Here is a 16,973-nt window from a genome sequence, read left to right as displayed (position 1 = left end):
AGTCTTAGGATTACCAAACCTCAGATCATTTCGGTAAACCTTTCCTCGCTGGTCAGAGACGGTTTACGGGCCTATTGTGAAATCATCGCGGCGAAGGTCTCGTCGAGGAATTCATATGCAGGGGAGCGGATATGAAAATGAATGAGGAACTCGAAGTCGAGTTCAGCAAGCAGATCACCCGGGAATTCGAATCGGCGATGCTCTACCGGCAGTTGGCAATCGAGTTGGAACTGCGCGACCTTCCCGGAATGGCCTCGTGGATGCGCAGCCATTCCTCGGAAGAACTCAGCCACGCCGACCGCCTCATCGAGCACATGACCAACCGCGACAACCGCCCGCTCATCGGCGACATCACGATTCCGTCGGTCAAGGCCGACACGGTCACCGAGATCTTCGAGGTGGCGCTCGACGCCGAGCGCGACGTCTCGGAAGCGATCCGCGCGCTGTACCGGCTCGCACAGGAGCAGGGCGACATCGACTCGCGGCCGACCATCGACTGGTTCGTCTCCGAGCAGGTCGAAGAGGAGGCGACGGTCGGCGAGATCGTCGGTCGCCTGCAACTGGTGAACGAGGACGGCTCCGGCCTCCTTCGGATGGATGCGGAGCTGGCGTCGTCGAACGTCTGACAGATCAACGAGCCGATGGCCCGGCGCCCCAACGGGGTGCCGGGCCATTCCTCTTATATAGGGGCCCGGAACCGGCCGGCCCAAGTCTCTAGAACACGTTCTATTTCTGGTCTAGGCTGTCTCCCATGAGTGGACTGGACCTCCCTGAAATCGTGAATGCCTCTGACGTCGCCGAGTACAGCGACACCGTCGACGTGCTGGTGATCGGCGCAGGCATCGGCGGCTGCTGCGCGGCGCTCGAAGCGGCGGAGGCCGGGGCGTCGGTGCTGGTGCTCGAGCGATCGGCCGCGGCCGGCGGCACCACCTGCATGGCGGGAGGACACTTCTACCTCGGCGGTGGCACCGCGGTGCAGACGGCCACCGGACACCAGGACAGCGCGGAGGAGATGGCCAAGTACATCACCGCCGTCTCGCGCGACCCGGAGCCGGACAAGATCAAGGCCTACTGCGACGACAGCGTGGAGCACTTCGGCTGGCTCGAGTCGCTCGGCTTCCAGTTCGAGCGTTCGTACTACCCGGAGAAGGCGGTCATCCAACCGCAGACCCAGGGACTGATGTACACCGGCAACGAGAAGGTGTGGCCGTTCTGCGAACAGGCCGTCCCGGCGCCGCGCGGTCACAAGGTGCCCGTGCCCGGCGACACCGGCGGCGCGGGCATGGTGATCGAGCTCCTGGTGAAGCGTCTCGGCGAGCGGGGCGTGCCGATCCGCTACGAGGTCGGGGCGCGCAGGCTCGTCGTCGACGACTCCGGTGCCGTGGTCGGCGCCTACTGGAAGGCCGGTGGCGAGGACGGTTTCATTCGCGCCTCCGCCGTGGTGATCGCCGCGGGCGGATTCGTCATGAACCCCGACATGGTCGCCGAGTACGTCCCGCAGTTGGCGGAGAAGCCGTTCACGCTCGGCAGCACCTACGACGACGGTCTCGGAATCCGAATGGGCGCCTCGGTGGGCGCCGGACTCAAGCACATGGACCAGGCGTTCATCACCGCGCCGGTGTACCCGCCGTCGATCCTCCTCACCGGCCTGGTCGTGAATAAGGAGGGCAAGCGGTTCGTCGCGGAGGACTCCTATCACTCGCGGACGTCCGGATTCGTGATGGACCAGACCGACCGCGCCGCCTTCCTCATCGTCGACGAGGCGCACATGCAGCGGCCCGAGTTCCCGCTGGCGCCCTTCATCGACGGCTGGGAGACGGTCGACGAGATGGCCGACGGCCTCGGCCTCGATCGGGCCACGCTGCACGCGACCCTCGATCGGTACAACGAGTACGCCGCCAAGGGCGAGGATCCGGACTTCCACAAGAGCCCCGAGTTCCGGGCGCCGCAGGACACCGGGCCGTGGGCGGCGTTCGACATGAGTCTCGGGAAGGCGCTGTACGCCGGGTTCACCGTCGGCGGCATGGCCACTTCGCTGGACGGCCAGGTGCTGACCGAGGAGGGCTCCGTGATCGACGGACTGTACGCCGCCGGAGCCTGTGCGGCGAACCTCGCGCAGGACGGAAAGGGCTACGCCAGCGGCACCCAACTGGGGGAGGGCTCGTACTTCGGTCGCCGGGCGGGGCGTCACGCGGCACATGCAGCGACCGTGCGAAATCGGGTTACTGTCCGGTAAGTGACGTATCTAACCGGCCCCTGGTCCGCGTGGCAGGGCGTGCTAACGTCATGCCACGTTTTCCATCAGCAGGGTCGGTCACGTGGCCACCTGCGGCGTGTCGCGCGAGTTCGATGAAGCACTGGCCGACGCAGGCTTAGACGCCCGTACATCCCGTGGGGCTCCCGCCTGTCGTCTACAGCGTTGGCGTCGAATCATCGTGCGCCATGTTCTGTAAGACAAGGTGAAGCTGAATATGAGTGTGGGAGAGGCAGTGAAATGCTGATCGGTATCCCCCGGGAATCAAAGGCGGGCGAGACTCTCGTCGCCGCGACCGCTAAGACGGTGGCGCAGCTGCAGCAGCTCGGCTACGAGGTGATCGTCGAGGCCGGCGCCGGTGATCGCGCCGAGCAGCCGGACGGGGCGTTCGCTGAGGCGGGCACGCGTCTGGGTTCGGCCGACGAGGTGTGGGCCGCTGACGTCGTGGTCAAGGTCAACGCCCCGACGGACGACGAGATCGCCCGTATGCGGCGCGGTGCGGTCCTCATCTCGATGATGGCTCCAGCCCGTAATCCGGAACTGCTGGAGAAGCTGCGCAGTGCGGGCATCACCGCGCTGGCGATGGACGCGGTACCGCGTATCTCGCGTGCACAGTCCATGGACGTTCTCTCGTCGATGGCCAATGTCGCGGGTTACCGCGCAGTGGTCGAGGCCGCACATGAGTTCGGCCGGATGTTCACCGGTCAGGTGACCGCGGCGGGCAAGATTCCGCCCGCGCGTGTGTTCGTGGTCGGTGCCGGCGTGGCCGGTCTGGCGGCGATCGGTGCCGCTTCGGCGATGGGCGCCGTGGTGCGTGCCTTCGACGTGCGTCCCGAGGTGACCGAGCAGGTCGAGTCGATGGGCGCCGAGTTCGTCAAGGTCGACTTCGAGGCGGAGAAGTCCGAAGACGGCTACGCCAAGGAGATGACGGCCGAGCAGGAGGCCGCGACCGCCTCGATGTACGACGAGGAGGCCCGCGCCGCCGACATCGTCATCACCACCGCGCTGATCCCGGGCCGTCCGGCACCGAAACTGCTGAGCGCCGACACCGTCGCCGGAATGAAGAACGGTTCGGTGATCGTCGACATGGCGGCGGCCAACGGCGGCAACGCCGAGGGCACCGTGGCCGACGAGAAGGTCGTCACCCCCGGCGGTGTCACGATCCTCGGCTACACCGATCTCGCGGGCCGGCTGGCCGCGCAGACCTCGCAGCTGTACGGCACCAACATCGTCAACCTGCTGAAGCTCCTGACGCCGGAGAAGAACGGTGAGCTGACGCTGGACATGGACGACGTCGTCCAGCGCGGCATCACGGTGACGCGCGACGGCGAGGGCATGTGGCCGCCGCCCCCGGTACAGGTGTCGGCGGCACCGAAGGCCGCCGCCGCGGAACCGGCCGAGGTCGCCCCGCCCAAGGAGCCGATGTCGCCCGCCAAGAAGGTCGCGCTCTCGCTGGTCGGGATCGTGATCTTCGGTCTGGTGGTGGCCTTTGCGCCGCCGCCGATCCCGCAGCACTTCACGGTGCTCATGCTGGCGATCGTGATCGGCTACTACGTCATCGGCAATGTGGCGCACGCGCTGCACACGCCGCTGATGTCGGTGACCAACGCCATCTCCGGTGTCGTCGTGGTCGGTGCGCTGTTGCAGATCGCGTCCGACAATGTGACCGTTCAGATCCTGTCGACGATCGCGATTCTGGTCGCATCGATCAACATCTTCGGTGGCTTCGCGGTCACCCGTCGCATGCTCGCCATGTTCAGCAAGGGGGCGTGATCACTCATGGGAATCACTGCAATCACCGTTGCGGCGTATGTCATCGCATCGCTGCTGTTCATCCTTTCGCTCGCCGGACTGTCGAAGCATGAGTCGGCCAAGAGCGGTCTGACCTACGGCATCGTCGGCATGGCGATCGCGCTGGTCGCCACCATCGTCCTGGTCCTGAAGAACATCGTCGACCTCGACTCGCTCGACATGAAGTGGGTGCCGATCGTCCTGATGTTCGGCGCCGTGGTCGTCGGCGCGCTGATCGGTCTGTGGCGCGCCAAGATCGTCGAGATGACCGGCATGCCCGAGCTCATCGCGCTGCTGCACTCGTTCGTCGGTCTGGCCGCCGTGCTCATCGGCTGGAACGGGGCGATCGAAGGCTTCGACGTCACAGGCGTCGATCCCGGAAACGTTCGGTCGCTGACCAACATCCACGAGGCGGAGATCGCGATCGGCATCTTCATCGGTGCGGTCACCCTCACCGGTTCGATCGTCGCCAACCTGAAGCTCTCGGCGAAGATGAAGTCGGCGCCGCTGATGCTTCCGGGCAAGAACTTCATCAACGTCGGTTCGCTGGTGGTGTTCGCGGTTCTGACGGGCGTGTACGTCGCGTCCGACACCCACGACAACACCACGTCGATGATCCTGCTCGCGGTCATCACCGCTCTGGCGCTGTTCCTCGGATGGCATCTGGTCGCCTCCATCGGCGGCGGCGACATGCCGGTGGTCATCTCGATGCTGAACTCGTACTCCGGTTGGGCCGCCGCGGCCTCGGGCTTCCTGCTCGGCAACGATCTGCTGATCGTCACCGGTGCGCTGGTCGGCTCGTCGGGTGCGTACCTGAGCTACATCATGTGCAAAGCGATGAACCGGTCGTTCATCTCGGTCATCGCCGGCGGTTTCGGCATCGAGGCCGGACCGGCCGACGACACCGACTACGGCGAACACCGCGAGATCAACGCGGAGGCTGCCGCCGAGCTCCTGTCCGGCGCCAAGTCGGTGATCATCACCCCGGGCTACGGCATGGCGGTGGCCCAGGCGCAGTACCCGGTCGCGGATCTGACGTCCCGGCTGCGCGCGAAGGGCATCGATGTCCGGTTCGGCATCCATCCGGTGGCCGGTCGTCTCCCCGGCCATATGAATGTGCTGCTGGCCGAGGCGAAGCTGCCGTACGACATCGTGCTCGAGCTCGACGAGATCAACGACGATTTCCCCGAGACCGACGTCGTGCTGGTCATCGGCGCCAACGACACCGTGAACCCGGCTGCCGCGGAGGATCCGGGCTCGCCGATCGCGGGCATGCCGGTGCTGGAGGTCTGGAACGCCAAGGACGTGATCGTCTTCAAGCGTTCGATGGCGGCCGGCTACGCGGGCGTCCAGAACCCGCTGTTCTTCCGCGAGAACACCCAGATGCTCTTCGGTGACGCGAAGGACCGCGTCGAAGACATCATCGCTGCTCTGTAACCGGGCACCGAACTCGAGTACCCCGTCGATCCGTCCGGATCGGCGGGGTGCTCGTCGTCCCGGGGGCGGTGCGGCCTCGGTTCGCCGGACGACTGGATTCGCCGATCCCGGGGCCCGGGAGTGTCACCGGCGACCCCTACCATCGACAGACATGGAGCAAACTGGGGTCTTCGATGTGGACCTGCGCGGACTCATCGATGTACTGGGGAACAATCTGTACACCAACCCGGGCGTATTCGTCCGGGAGCTGCTTCAGAACGCGATCGACGCCCAGACCGAGCGCCCGAGCGTCGATCAACCCATCGTCATCACGGCCGACGGGGCCGAGTTCGTCATCTCCGACACCGGCGTCGGGATGCGGGCGGACCAGATCGCCGAGCTGCTGGGGACCATCGGCCGCAGCTCGAAACGGGACGAGCTCGGATTCTCCGAGCAGGCGACGATCGGCCAGTTCGGCGTCGGGCTGCTCAGCGGATTCCTGGCCGGGGACCGGATCGAGGTCTCGTCGAAGGCCGAAGGACATGACCCCGTCCGGTGGGTGGGCGATGCGTCCGGAACCGTCGAGACCGGACCGGGAGACCGGAGCGAGACCGGCACCACCGTGCGGATCTGCGCACGTCCGGGATTCGAGCAGTGGCTCGATCCCGACCGCGTGGCCTCGCTGGCTGCCCGATACACCGCCCTGCACCCGACCCCGGTCACGGTGAACGGACGCCGAGTCAATCCACCGGTCGAGGTCTTCGCGGCCGAGGCGGGTCGCCGGGTCGCCGCGCAGGTCGCCTACTGCCAGGACGAGTTCGGATTCACTCCGCTCGACACCTTTCAGGTCGACATCCCCGAAGCGGGTCTGCGCGGCGTCGCGTTCGTTCCGCCCAGCGGCGGAGACCTCGTGGCACGGTCGGAGCACCGCGTCCACGTCAAGGGACTCCTGGTCGGCGACCTCGCGGAGCTGCTCCCGGAGTGGGCGTTCTTCGTGCGGGTCGTCGTAGACGCCACCGGACTGACTCCGACCGCATCGAGGGAGAGCGTGGTGCGCGACGATCTGTTCCACGACGTCGTCGAGTCGCTCGGCGCGCAGGTTCTGGCCTGGCTCGCCGGGCTCGAGCAGCGGCCCGCCACACGAGCGAAGTTCCTCAGCGTCCACGAGCAGGGGATAAAGGCGCTCGCGGCCCACCGGCCGGAACTGCTGGGTTTCGTCGACCGGCACTGCGTCTTCGAGACCAATTACGGGCCGATGCCGCTCGCGACCTTCCGAGCGAGATTCGGCGACCTGCGGTACACCGGCAGCGTCGACGACTTCCGCGTCCTCGGCGACATCCTGGGCAGCCGGGGTTTCGGCCTGGTCAACGCCGGCTACGCCTTCGAGACAGGTGTGGTCCGCGCGTTGATCGCCGCCGACCCCGACATCACCGGCGAGTACGTGACGCAGGAGATGCTGCTGACCGCGCTGGGAGACGTCGGTGACGATGTGCGGACGCGGTTCGCCGGTGCCCTCGCCCTGGCGGGAACCGCGCTGGCGCCGTACGGCTGCGACGTGGATCTGACGGCCATCGAGCCCGGCGAACTCTCGGGTGTGCTGCTGACCGATGACTCGGCGAAACTCGCGGGCGACCGTCGCGAGATGCTGTCGGAGGTCGCCGGGGACCCCGACGCGTGGTTGGCCGCGGTCGCCGCGGTCGACGCGCACGACCATCAGGTGCCGAGCCGGCCGGTGCTGCTGCTGAACGTGGCGAACACGCTCGTGGGACGGTTGCCGTCGATCACCGATCCGACGGTGGCGGGCGCCCTGGTCCGGACGGTCTACAGCCAGGCGTTGGTGCGAGCGCACCGATCGTTGTCGTCGGACGCGGCCAGGGACGTGGACGAAGCCGTGATGCTGCTGGCGGATCTCGCTACTCGGGCGGGCGCCAGGTGACCGACCAGCCGACGCACGATCCGCGTCTGGAGAGTTTCGTCAACGACCTCTGGCACGCGCGGTACGGGGATCCGCGGTTCGGCCACGAGGATTTCGGGGCGTTTCCCGCGCTGATCGCCCGGGCCGACGAACTGGGCGACGACTACTGGCGGTTCGTCGTCCGGCTCGAGGCCTCCTACGCGGCGCTGTGGTCCGGGACCGCGGCCGACGTGCTGACTCTGCTGGCGTGGATGCTCCGGGCCCACGACCGCCAGGCGGCGACGCTCGATTTGGAGCCGACACAGCTCGAACAGCTCAACACCACGCTCGTCGACTTCCTCGAATCGGTGCCCGACGTCCCCGAACTGTCGCTCGACCAAGTGCGAGATCTGCTCGACGACTGGATCCGGCGGACCCGCGGGACGGGCTACGAGTCGGATGCGCTGGTCGCGGTGGTGCGCGCGAAGATCGCACTGCACCGCGGCGACCCCGACGCGGCCCGCCGGTTCCTCGACGAGTGCCGGGACTTCGCTCCGCCGGCCGGCACCTGCCGGGAGGGTGCGCGAGCGATGGTCGCGGCGCTCTACAGCCGGTGCGGCGATCACGCGCGAGCGCTCGAGTTGTCGGAGCCGGATCTAGTGGACGACGGCGAGCGATGCGGGTTCTTCCCCGCCGAGACGCATGTCGCGCTGATCGGTGCTTACGCCGCGGCCGGCCGGCGCGACGACGTCGTACTGGCGGCCGAGCACATCGACCGGATCTACGGTGAGTTCCCGGGCTCCACCGGCCACGCCGAAGCCATTCCCGCGCTGTTGCGCGTCGGTGAGCTCGGGCGGGCACGGGATCTGGCGGTGAGCCGCCTGCCCCATCTGGACGACTGCTTCACGCCGCTCGACCGGGCACGGCTGGCCGCGGCGCTGTCGGCGGCGTTCGCTTCGGCCGCGGCGGTGGACGGGGACGCTGTGATCTCCCATCACACCGATCCGGGTCGTCCGGCCCGGACCCGACGGGCGGCCGATCTGGCGGCCGAACTCGCCGACGTGGCGCGCGACATCGCCCGGGGGTTCGACATCCGCAACGGCAGCGGCGCGGTCTCGACGTGGGTCGAGCAGACCCTGGCGCTCCGCGCCGCGGGTCGGCCCGATGACCGGGTGAAGCCGGTCGCCGAACGGACGGCCCAGGAGTTGATGAGCGGCATGGCCGTGTTCTCCATGGTCTCGAGTCGCAGGGCCGAGGCGTGCGCCGAGGCGCTCGCGGGCCGGATCGGCGAACTCACCGGCCGCAGCCTGGCGCGGGCCCGGATCATGCTGGCCTCCGACCTGCGCCGTAGCGATCGTCACGCCGCCGAGGCGGCACTGCGGGAAGCCGCTGCGGCGGCGCGCGCGGAGTATCCGGCCATGGCGGCGCAGGCCGAACTCATGGCCGATGTGGAGGCGGCGGCACAGGGCGTCCTCGATCCGCAGCGGCTCCTGTCGGCGCCGGACCCGGATCCGGCGTGGGCCGCGCTGTCTCAGGCGAACTACTGGCGTTTCGTCGCCGTGGCGAGCGAACCCGTGGACGGTGAGCGAGCCGGCCGTGCGGTGGACGCGGGGATCGAGACGCTGCGACGCGGCTTGGCGGGCGAGATCCGCCTCGTGGAGGACGAGATGGCGTCGCGCCCGGGCTCGGCGGAGGCCGATGCCTACTCGATCGCGGCGGCGCTGCACATCATGGCGGCGTCGATGCGGGCCGCCGCCGGATACTCTCCCGACGCCGAGATCGATGCGGCGCTCGTCTCAGCCCGCCGGATGGTCGCGGCCGCCTCGACGCCCGACCAACGCCTCGAAGCCCACGCCCAGCTGGCCGGCGTCCTGGGATTCGCCGCGCAACTGCAGTCGATGAGCGACGAGCAGGCGGCGTTGCGTCTGCTGGACGAGGCCGTCGAGAACTCCCGGTACGCGCAGCGTGCGCCTCTGCTCGCTCAGCGGGCCGAACTCCGGATCACGGCGGCCGAGGACTTCGACGGTGCGGTGACCGATCAGGAGCAGGCGATCGCCGTCTGGATGGTGGAAGGCCTCGATCATCAAGCCGATGCCGCGTTGATCGACTTGGCCCGGATGCAGCTCTCGCGAGGCGACGACGCGCGGCGGGTGATCGAGGCGGTACGGCCGGTGATCGACCGGATGTCCGAGCGCGGCGACGAGGATGCCGTCGCCGCCGGTCTCGCGGTGCTCGGCCGTGCGCAATCGTCGGCTCGGCTCCCGGACGACGCGGTGATCTCGTTCTCCCGAGTGCTCGACACGGTGGTGGGCGACGAACATCCCGGGTACCTCGCGCAGCTGTATCAGGCGCGTGCGGGCGAACTGATGGATCTCGGACGGAACCCCGAGGCGATGGCCGACTTCGACCATGCGGCGGAGCTGTTCGCCGAGTTCGGCGCGCAGCACGATCTCGGCGAGGTGCTCCGATCCGCCGCTCTGGCCGCTCATTTCGGGGGCGACGACGCCACCGCCGTGAGCCTGCTGGAGCGCGCCGAGCGCGTCTACGACGAGCTGAGCGTCGACGGTCCGGTCGATTTCGAGCGAACCCGGCTCGATCTCGCTCGCGCCGACATCCTCCGGTCCACGGACCCCGAGCGCGCCGAGTCGCTGCTGCAGTCGGTGGTGGAGCGATCGTCGGCGGCCAACTGGCTTCCGCTGGCGTTGAGCGGACTGAATCTGCAGGCGCTCATGGCCGTGGAGGCGGGCGGCGACGACGGGCGCGCACGGGCGTGGGACCTGGTGCTCGAAGGACTACGGCTCGACCCCGAGCATCCAGGGCTCAACCAGCTGGCGTTCGAGTTGAACGACGAGTGATCCGCGGTGGGCCGGCGAGCTACACCGGCACTCCGCGGAAATGGGTCGTGAGCCGGTGGTCGTCGTCGATCAGGTGGAAGGCGACGCCGGGACGCTGAGCGATGTTGAGGACGTCGGTGCCCTCGAACGGAAGGTTCAGGGTCGAGGCGACGCCGGGGGCGATGACATGCGGCCGCCCGGCGAAGGTTGTCACGGCCGGTGTGTGCGCGTGCCCCGCCACGCAGCCGACGATGTTCGGGTGCTCGCCGACGAACTCCGCGAGCAGTCCGGGATCGAGCTGTCTGCGGTCGTCGATGAACGGGATCCCGACCGGGACCGCCGGGTGGTGGAAGGCCACCAGCACGTCGGTGTCCGGGCCCGCTTCGGCTATCTGCGCGCGCGCCCAGTCGAGGGTGCCGCGGGAGATGTAGCCGTCGGAGCGGCCGGGGATCGACGAGTCGAGCGCGAGCACCAGGAGTCCGGACAGACGGAGTGCCGAGTTCACCGGTTCACTGCACTCGGTCCCGGTCACCACCGAGTTGTACGCGGCGCGTTCGTCGTGGTTGCCGAGGGTCATCAGAGTCGGAATGTCGGTGACGAGCGCGTCGAGGGCCTCGCGGTATTCCTCGGGGAGCCCCTCGTCGGCGATATCGCCGGTCACCAGCAGTGCATCCACGTTCCGCGGGCCGCCGCAGCGACCGTTGAGATAATCCATCAGCGCGGCCACCCGCCTGCGGTGGTCGGGGCCGCCGTCGAAGTGGAGATCGCTTATCTGTGCGATGACGAACATGCGTCTCCTTTTGGGCATCGGCCGATACCTGATCCAGGCTAGACGACCGATGCACCTGAGTCAGATCACGCCGGCGCCGGTGACACTTCCACGCTCACGATGTCGGCGAAACGGTAGGGCGAGGCCACCAGCAGCCCGCCGAGCTTGCGCCGCAACCGGGACATCTCGGCGCGGACCGTGACGGTTCGATCCGCGGTTCCGAACAGGTGCGCCGACAGTTCGGCCGCGCTGAGTCCATCGGGATGAGCGGCGAGGAGCCGGAGGATCTGAAGATGCCGCGGTGACGGATGGAGGACCCACGCCGCACCCGAAGAGTCGACATGTACTGTCGCGGGCCCGTCGGTGCTTTCGACGAGCACGACATGCGTGGTGGCGGCCGTTTCGTCCGGATCGGTGACGCGCAGGAGCCAGCCGCCGGGAAGGGGCTCGACGTCGCACGGTCCCAGATCACCGACGTGTGCGCGCCCGGCGCTGAAGTCCCGCGGAAGCGAGACCCGGGTGCGGGGAGGCAGCCGGTCGACGGCGGCGACCCACCCGTGGGGATCCACCGCGAGGGCCGGTGCTCCGGTGCGGGCCAGAATCGGTGCGGCGACGCTGCGGAGCAGGTCGAGGCGGGAGCGGTGGGCATCACGCAGTTGCGCTTGCGCGAGTCGTGCCACCGAGTCGACCAATGCGAGCGTCGCGGGATGAATCGACGGAGCCGGGCCGCTGACGTCGACGACGCCGATCACGTCGCCTGTCCGCGGATCGCGGATGGGTGCACCGGTGCACGTCCAGGTGTGGTGGGTGCGGACGAAGTGTTCGGCGGAGAACACCTGGACGGCTTGGCGTGAGACCAGCGCCGTCCCGATCGCGTTGGTCCCCACATTCCGCTCCGACCACGAGGCCCCTTCGGTGAACCCGAGTCGGTCGGCGCGGCGCAGAACCTCCGGCCCGCCCGACCGCCAGAGAACGTGGCCGGAGGCGTCCGCGACCACGAGGAGATTGTCCCCGCCGGAGATGAGGACTTCGAGGTTGCCGGTGACCGATTCGAGGACGTCGGCCAGTCCGGATTCGGCGCGACGGCACTCCACCTCACCCGGATCGAGCGGGTCGTGTCCGGCTCCGCGATCGGGATCGACGCCCGCGGTGGTGACCCGGTCCCACGACTGCCCGATCACCGATCTCGGGCGGGCGGGCAGTCGGTCGCCGGATCGTGCGGCGTCGTAGACCGCGCGGAGCACGGCCGCGAACTCGCGGGGATCGTCGCCGGAGGAGATCGCCGGTTCCGGCACCGGCCGGGCCGTCGCGTTCGACATCGGACTCCCTCATACCGCTGTGGTGATCATCACATGACGGATTCAGCTTCACCCCCGCCCGCGCGGTCGTCAAGCCGGTTGCAACCCCCTGCAACGCTTGTCGGCCCCAATCCGAAGGAGTGTGCTGTGCATCACAACATTGAATGACCGTAGTGAGAGGACACAGTCATGACGCAGACCATGGATCGGCCGGTGGACACCGGGCGGCACACCCCGTCCGAACGCATCGACGCCTGGCTCGAGAAGTTCGATCGAGCCCTGGCCTCGGGGGATCCGCAACAGGTCGCCTCGTTGTTCGTGGCGGACTCGTTCTGGCGTGATCTGGTGGCGTTCACCTGGAACCTGAAGACGGTCGAGGGACACGACGAGATCGTCGCGATGCTCGCCGCGCGTCAATCGGATGCGGCGGCCGGCGGCTTCGCGCGCACGGAGGAGGCGAATGAGACCGACGGGGTGGTCGAGGCGTTCATCGAGTTCGAGACCCGGGTGGGTCGCGGTGACGGTCACTTGCGCATCAAGCAGGACGACGACGGCGTCGACCGAGCTTGGACCCTGCTCACCACCCTGCAGGAGTTGAAGGGCTTCGAAGAGCCCAGCGGCTTGCGCCGGCCGAGGGGCGCGGTGCACGGCAGTGACCCGGACCGCCGGTCGTGGGCGGAGAAGAAGGAGGATGAGGAGGCCGAACTCGGCCGAGCCGTCCAGCCCTACGTCCTCGTGATCGGCGGCGGCCAGGGCGGAATCGCGCTCGGTGCGAGGTTACGGCAGCTCGGCGTTCCGTCGATCGTCGTCGACAAGCACGATCGGCCAGGCGATCAGTGGCGTGGCCGGTACAAGACGCTGTGCCTGCACGATCCGGTCTGGTACGACCACCTTCCGTATCTGCCGTTCCCACCCAATTGGCCGGTGTTCGCGCCCAAGGACAAGATCGGCGACTGGCTGGAGTTCTACACCAAGGTGATGGAGGTGCCGTACTGGAGCAGGACCGAGTGCACATCCGCCGCCTACGACGAGGCGGCCGGACGCTGGACCGTCGAACTCGTCCGCGACGGTGAGCCGATGACACTGCACCCGACACAGTTGGTGCTCGCGACCGGGATGTCGGGCAAACCCAACGTCCCCGAGTTCCCGGGACAGGACGTGTTCGCCGGCGAGCAGCACCACTCCAGCAGACATCCGGGACCCGATGAGTATGTGGGCAAGAAGGTGGTCGTGATCGGTGCGAACAATTCCGCCCACGACATCTGCAAGGCGCTCGTGGAAGCGGGAGTCGACACCACGATGGTCCAGCGGTCGTCGACGCACATCGTGAAATCGGACTCGTTGATGGAGATCGGTCTCGGGGCGCTCTACAGCGAGCAGGCAGTGGCCGACGGGATGACGACCAAGAAGGCCGACATGACCTTCGCATCGTTGCCGTACCGGATCATGCATCAGTTCCAGATCCCGTTGTACGACCAGATCCGGGAGCGTGACAAGGACTTCTATGCGCGGCTTGAGGCCGCGGGATTCGATCTGGACTTCGGCGACGACGGCTCGGGTCTGTTCATGAAGTACCTGCGCCGCGGTTCGGGCTACTACATCGACGTCGGGGCGTGCGAGCTGGTGGCCGACGGGACCATCAAGCTCGCCAAGGGCGGAGTGCAGCGTCTCACGGAGAACTCGGTGATTCTGGAGGACGGGACCGAACTTCCGGCCGACGTCGTGGTCTACGCCACCGGATACGGTTCGATGAACGGCTGGGCGGCGGATCTGATGGGCCAGGAAGTGGCCGATCGCGTCGGCAAGGTGTGGGGTCTGGGCTCGGACACCACCAAGGACCCCGGCCCTTGGGAGGGCGAGCAGCGGAACATGTGGAAGCCGACGCAGCAGCCGGGACTCTGGTTCCACGGAGGCAATCTGCACCAGTCGCGCCACTACTCGCTGTACCTCGCGCTGCAGCTGAAGGCCCGGTTCGAGGGGCTGGACACGCCGGTCTACGGATTGCAGGAGGTCCATCACCTGAGTTGAGACATTGGCTGACCGCCCCGGACACCAGGTCCGGGCGGTCAGCCGTCGACGCGAGTCGTTTTGTCGGACCTGAGTGATAGCGTTCAGGTAGTCAAGAAAACGTGGTGTGACCAGCTGAAACACTCGGGGGAGGTGGCAGCGATGACCGATCCGATCACCACCGGTGTCACCGCTCTCGCGCTGCCGAACCAGCCCTCAGAGTTGTTCGCACTGATCGACGCCGCGGTGGTCAAACTCGCCGAAACCTCCCTGTCACCCGAGACCGAACCGGAACTGCTGGCCCACACACAGACCGCCGAACGCACCCGGCGACGCTGGGACGGCATCTCCGCCGCGCTGCTGGTGGAGGTCTCCGACCGCAACGCCCACCGCACCGCCGGCTATCTGAATCCGCACCAATACCTCTCACAGGGCTTGCGGCTCGGAACCCGCGAGGCGGGTCGGCGGCTGCGGATGGCTGAGGCGATCGGCGAGTTCTCCAACTTTCAAGGGCAGACGCTGCCTCCGCGCAAGCCGGCTACCGCCGCCGCGGTGGCGGCCGGGACTGTCGGCGCCGAACACGCGTTGGTGATCTCGGGCGTTTTGGCGAAAGTGCCCGGCTGCATCTCGCCGGAAGTCAAAGCCCGTGCTGAGGCGGAGTTGGCCGACGCTGCGGCTGGGTTGAATCCGGATGATTTGGGCAAGGTCGGTGAGCGGCTGCTCGCTCACCTGGACCCCGATGGTCAGGAGAGCGATCACGTCGACCGGCAACGCCAGCGCGGAATCACGATCCTCCCGCAGGATCGTCAGTTGATGAGCAGAGTCCGTGGCGCGATGACTCCGGAGTTGCGGGCCAAGTTCGAAGTGATCTTGACCGCCTGGGCCGCACCCGGGATGAACAATCCCGCCGACCCGGATTCGCCCACCGGAACCATTGACGCCGACGGCATCGACGCCGAGGCTCTGGCGGCGGCGCGGGGTCGGGATCTGCGCAGTGCCGCCCAACGCACACACGATGCGTTGCTGGCGTTGTGCGACTACGTTCTCGCCCACGGCGGACTCGGTGCACCGAGCCGGATACCGGCGGAGTTGGTCATCACCGTCACCGACCAGGAACTCGCCGCCCACGCCGGAATCGCGTTGACCGCGACCGGCACACGCATTCCGATCGGTGAACTCGTGCGGCTCGCTGCCGAGGCTGTGCCGCATCTGGCGGTCTTCCGCCATCACACCAGCGAAGTCCTCTACCAAGGCCGCGGTGCACGCTTCGCGAGTAAGGCGCAGCGGTTGGCGTTGTTCGCCCGCGACCGCGGCTGCACCGCCCCCGGCTGCGACCGCCCCTTCGCCCAAACCCAAGCCCATCACGCACCGGACTGGATCACCCCGGCCGGACGCACCGACATCGACGCCCTCGGCGCCGCCTGCGGACGCCACAACCGCGCCGTCGGCACCAACCGCGGACAATGGGAAACCACCATCCTCACCGACGGACCCCACGCCGGACGCATGGCCTGGCGACCAGCCACCACCGACCACCCCTGGCGCCTGAACCCCATCCACCACGCCGGACAAGCGCGGCACCTGCACCCGCCAGAACTGCACCGACGAGAGCTGCACTCCCGAGGATCGGCTCCGTCACGGCTTGCTCATCCGCCGCCCGAGTCCGGCAGGACGCCGTACCCCACGAGCCCGACGTATCCGCCGATCCGGAATCGGTTCACCTTCACGTGTCCGCCCCACTCGTTGCCTCCGACGGTGGTGACCTCCCCGTCGGAGTAGTCGAGCACGATGTTGGTGTGCTGACGGAAGAAGCTCTTGGTGGAGTAGAGCATCACGTCGCCGAGGACGGGACGGTAACCCGAGTCGGCTGCGCGGAAGCGTCCCTGCGACTGGAAGTACTCGGTCAGGGTGTACACCCCCGGGATCCGCCAGTGCCCGGAGAACGGATTCTCGAAGGGTACGCCCGACTCCCGCATCACCCAGCTGACGAAGTCGGCGCACCACTCCTCGTCGACCACTTCGGAGTATTTGGTGCCCGGCGGCTGGGCGTCGAACTCCGCGCGGGTGACGGTGACGATGCGCTGCTGCGTGGGGCCGAGAGCAGTGGTGTCCAGGTCCGGATAGGCGCGGTCGCGGTTGTTCCACCAGGTCCGGACGAAACCCACTGCGCCTTCGTGGACGGCCACGGCGGTCGCGCCGCCCAGGAGTACGACGACCACTGCGAGTGAGATGGCGAGCCTTCGGCGGCGGGGCGACATTCGGCCAGCGTATCCGCCCATCATGTTTCGGGGTCTCGGCGATCGGGAACTCGATCGATGTCCGGAAACGGACTTCGCTTCCGGACGGACGAATACCGACTATCTGAACGGAGGACGCGGCATGTCTGCAAGCACCGAGTCCGGGGAAGTGACCGGAACACGCGACAAGACGTACAACTTGATCTGGTACGTGGAGAAGTGCCTGTCGAACGCGCTTCGGATGGACACTTTCATCGCCGACGCCGAGCGCGACGGCGACCACGAGACGGTGGAGTTGTTCACGAAGGCGCAGAGCGACAGCCTCAAGGGCGCAGAGATGGGCAAGAAGTTGCTGCGCGCGAGGCTCGTCTGAGGTCACTGGACGCGTTTCGCCAGATTGCAGTCCGGCTTCCGGAACCAGCGAGATGAACCAGCGAAATCGGCGGCGCTGCCCGAGCAGCGCCGCCGATTCA

The 16,973-nt window shown here is 67.7% G+C and carries 11 protein-coding genes and 1 pseudogene; 9 read left to right on the top strand and 3 right to left on the bottom strand.

The window, feature by feature from the left end; genetic code table 11:
* Positions 1-137 precede the first annotated feature (137 nt).
* The 6 genes from P5P27_RS18430 (at position 138) to P5P27_RS18405 (ending at position 10,210) form a co-directional block, all read left to right on the top strand.
* A complete protein-coding gene (locus tag P5P27_RS18430) occupies positions 138-626 on the top strand; it encodes a ferritin (protein ID WP_082083933.1) in 489 nt (162 codons plus the stop codon).
* A 125-nt stretch (positions 627-751) separates the two neighbouring features.
* Positions 752-2,236, top strand: a complete 1,485-nt coding sequence (locus P5P27_RS18425; RefSeq protein WP_278125449.1) for an FAD-binding protein — start codon at positions 752-754, stop codon at positions 2,234-2,236.
* Positions 2,237-2,494: 258 nt separating this feature from the next.
* Positions 2,495-4,027: a Re/Si-specific NAD(P)(+) transhydrogenase subunit alpha gene (locus tag P5P27_RS18420; RefSeq protein ID WP_278125447.1), complete on the top strand. Its 1,533-nt coding sequence runs from the start codon at positions 2,495-2,497 to the stop codon at positions 4,025-4,027.
* Between the two features lie 6 nt (positions 4,028-4,033).
* Positions 4,034-5,482: a Re/Si-specific NAD(P)(+) transhydrogenase subunit beta gene (pntB, locus tag P5P27_RS18415; protein WP_006896880.1), complete on the top strand. Its 1,449-nt coding sequence runs from the start codon at positions 4,034-4,036 to the stop codon at positions 5,480-5,482.
* Positions 5,483-5,633: 151 nt separating this feature from the next.
* Positions 5,634-7,397, top strand: a complete 1,764-nt coding sequence (locus P5P27_RS18410; protein ID WP_006896879.1) for an HSP90 family protein — start codon at positions 5,634-5,636, stop codon at positions 7,395-7,397.
* Positions 7,394-10,210 carry a hypothetical protein gene (locus P5P27_RS18405; RefSeq protein ID WP_278125444.1) on the top strand — a complete coding sequence of 939 codons (2,817 nt, stop codon included), beginning with the start codon at positions 7,394-7,396 and terminating at the stop codon, positions 10,208-10,210. The genes P5P27_RS18410 and P5P27_RS18405 overlap by 4 nt, the downstream gene beginning before the upstream one ends.
* 19 nt (positions 10,211-10,229) lie before the next feature.
* Here P5P27_RS18405 and P5P27_RS18400 read toward each other — a convergent pair whose 3' ends face one another.
* Complete coding sequence (locus P5P27_RS18400; RefSeq protein WP_006896877.1) at positions 10,230-10,979, bottom strand: metallophosphoesterase family protein; 750 nt, start codon at positions 10,977-10,979, stop codon at positions 10,230-10,232.
* 65 nt (positions 10,980-11,044) lie between these two features.
* Positions 11,045-12,277 carry a helix-turn-helix domain-containing protein gene (locus P5P27_RS18395; protein WP_278125441.1) on the bottom strand — a complete coding sequence of 411 codons (1,233 nt, stop codon included), beginning with the start codon at positions 12,275-12,277 and terminating at the stop codon, positions 11,045-11,047.
* 168 nt (positions 12,278-12,445) lie between these two features.
* Between P5P27_RS18395 and P5P27_RS18390 the strand changes: the two genes are divergently transcribed.
* Together P5P27_RS18390 and P5P27_RS18385 are read left to right on the top strand one after the other, a co-directional pair.
* Positions 12,446-14,284 carry a flavin-containing monooxygenase gene (locus P5P27_RS18390; RefSeq protein ID WP_062367245.1) on the top strand — a complete coding sequence of 613 codons (1,839 nt, stop codon included), beginning with the start codon at positions 12,446-12,448 and terminating at the stop codon, positions 14,282-14,284.
* A 141-nt stretch (positions 14,285-14,425) separates the two neighbouring features.
* A complete protein-coding gene (locus tag P5P27_RS18385) occupies positions 14,426-16,042 on the top strand; it encodes an HNH endonuclease signature motif containing protein (RefSeq protein WP_341337016.1) in 1,617 nt (538 codons plus the stop codon).
* Here the strand turns inward: P5P27_RS18385 and P5P27_RS18380 are convergent.
* Positions 15,928-16,521 (bottom strand): annotated as a pseudogene (locus tag P5P27_RS18380) (CHAP domain-containing protein); the annotation flags it as partial. The gene P5P27_RS18385 and the pseudogene P5P27_RS18380 sit on opposite strands and share 115 nt — an antisense overlap.
* 121 nt (positions 16,522-16,642) lie before the next feature.
* Here P5P27_RS18380 and P5P27_RS18375 point away from each other — a divergent pair.
* Entirely contained in the window at positions 16,643-16,873 is a 231-nt protein-coding gene (locus P5P27_RS18375) for a hypothetical protein (protein ID WP_006896860.1), read from the top strand.
* Positions 16,874-16,973 lie beyond the last annotated feature (100 nt).

Source organism: Gordonia sihwensis, assembly GCF_029632925.1.
Taxonomy (GTDB): Bacteria; Actinomycetota; Actinomycetes; order Mycobacteriales; family Mycobacteriaceae; genus Gordonia; species Gordonia sihwensis.
The sequence above is the reverse complement of the archived record's forward strand: the minus strand, read 5'-3'. Positions and strand labels throughout refer to the sequence as shown.

Excerpts from the sequence above, each read along its gene's own strand:
- P5P27_RS18430 (WP_082083933.1), top strand. The coding sequence starts at position 138 with ATGAATGAGGAACTCGAAGTCGAGTTCAGCAAGCAGATCACCCGGGAA.
- P5P27_RS18425 (WP_278125449.1), top strand. The coding sequence starts at position 752 with ATGAGTGGACTGGACCTCCCTGAAATCGTGAATGCCTCTGACGTCGCC.
- P5P27_RS18420 (WP_278125447.1), top strand. The coding sequence starts at position 2,495 with ATGCTGATCGGTATCCCCCGGGAATCAAAGGCGGGCGAGACTCTCGTC.
- pntB (WP_006896880.1), top strand. The coding sequence starts at position 4,034 with ATGGGAATCACTGCAATCACCGTTGCGGCGTATGTCATCGCATCGCTG.
- P5P27_RS18410 (WP_006896879.1), top strand. The coding sequence starts at position 5,634 with ATGGAGCAAACTGGGGTCTTCGATGTGGACCTGCGCGGACTCATCGAT.
- P5P27_RS18400 (WP_006896877.1), bottom strand. The coding sequence starts at position 10,979 with ATGTTCGTCATCGCACAGATAAGCGATCTCCACTTCGACGGCGGCCCC.
- P5P27_RS18395 (WP_278125441.1), bottom strand. The coding sequence starts at position 12,277 with ATGTCGAACGCGACGGCCCGGCCGGTGCCGGAACCGGCGATCTCCTCC.
- P5P27_RS18390 (WP_062367245.1), top strand. The coding sequence starts at position 12,446 with ATGACGCAGACCATGGATCGGCCGGTGGACACCGGGCGGCACACCCCG.
- P5P27_RS18385 (WP_341337016.1), top strand. The coding sequence starts at position 14,426 with ATGACCGATCCGATCACCACCGGTGTCACCGCTCTCGCGCTGCCGAAC.
- P5P27_RS18375 (WP_006896860.1), top strand. The coding sequence starts at position 16,643 with ATGTCTGCAAGCACCGAGTCCGGGGAAGTGACCGGAACACGCGACAAG.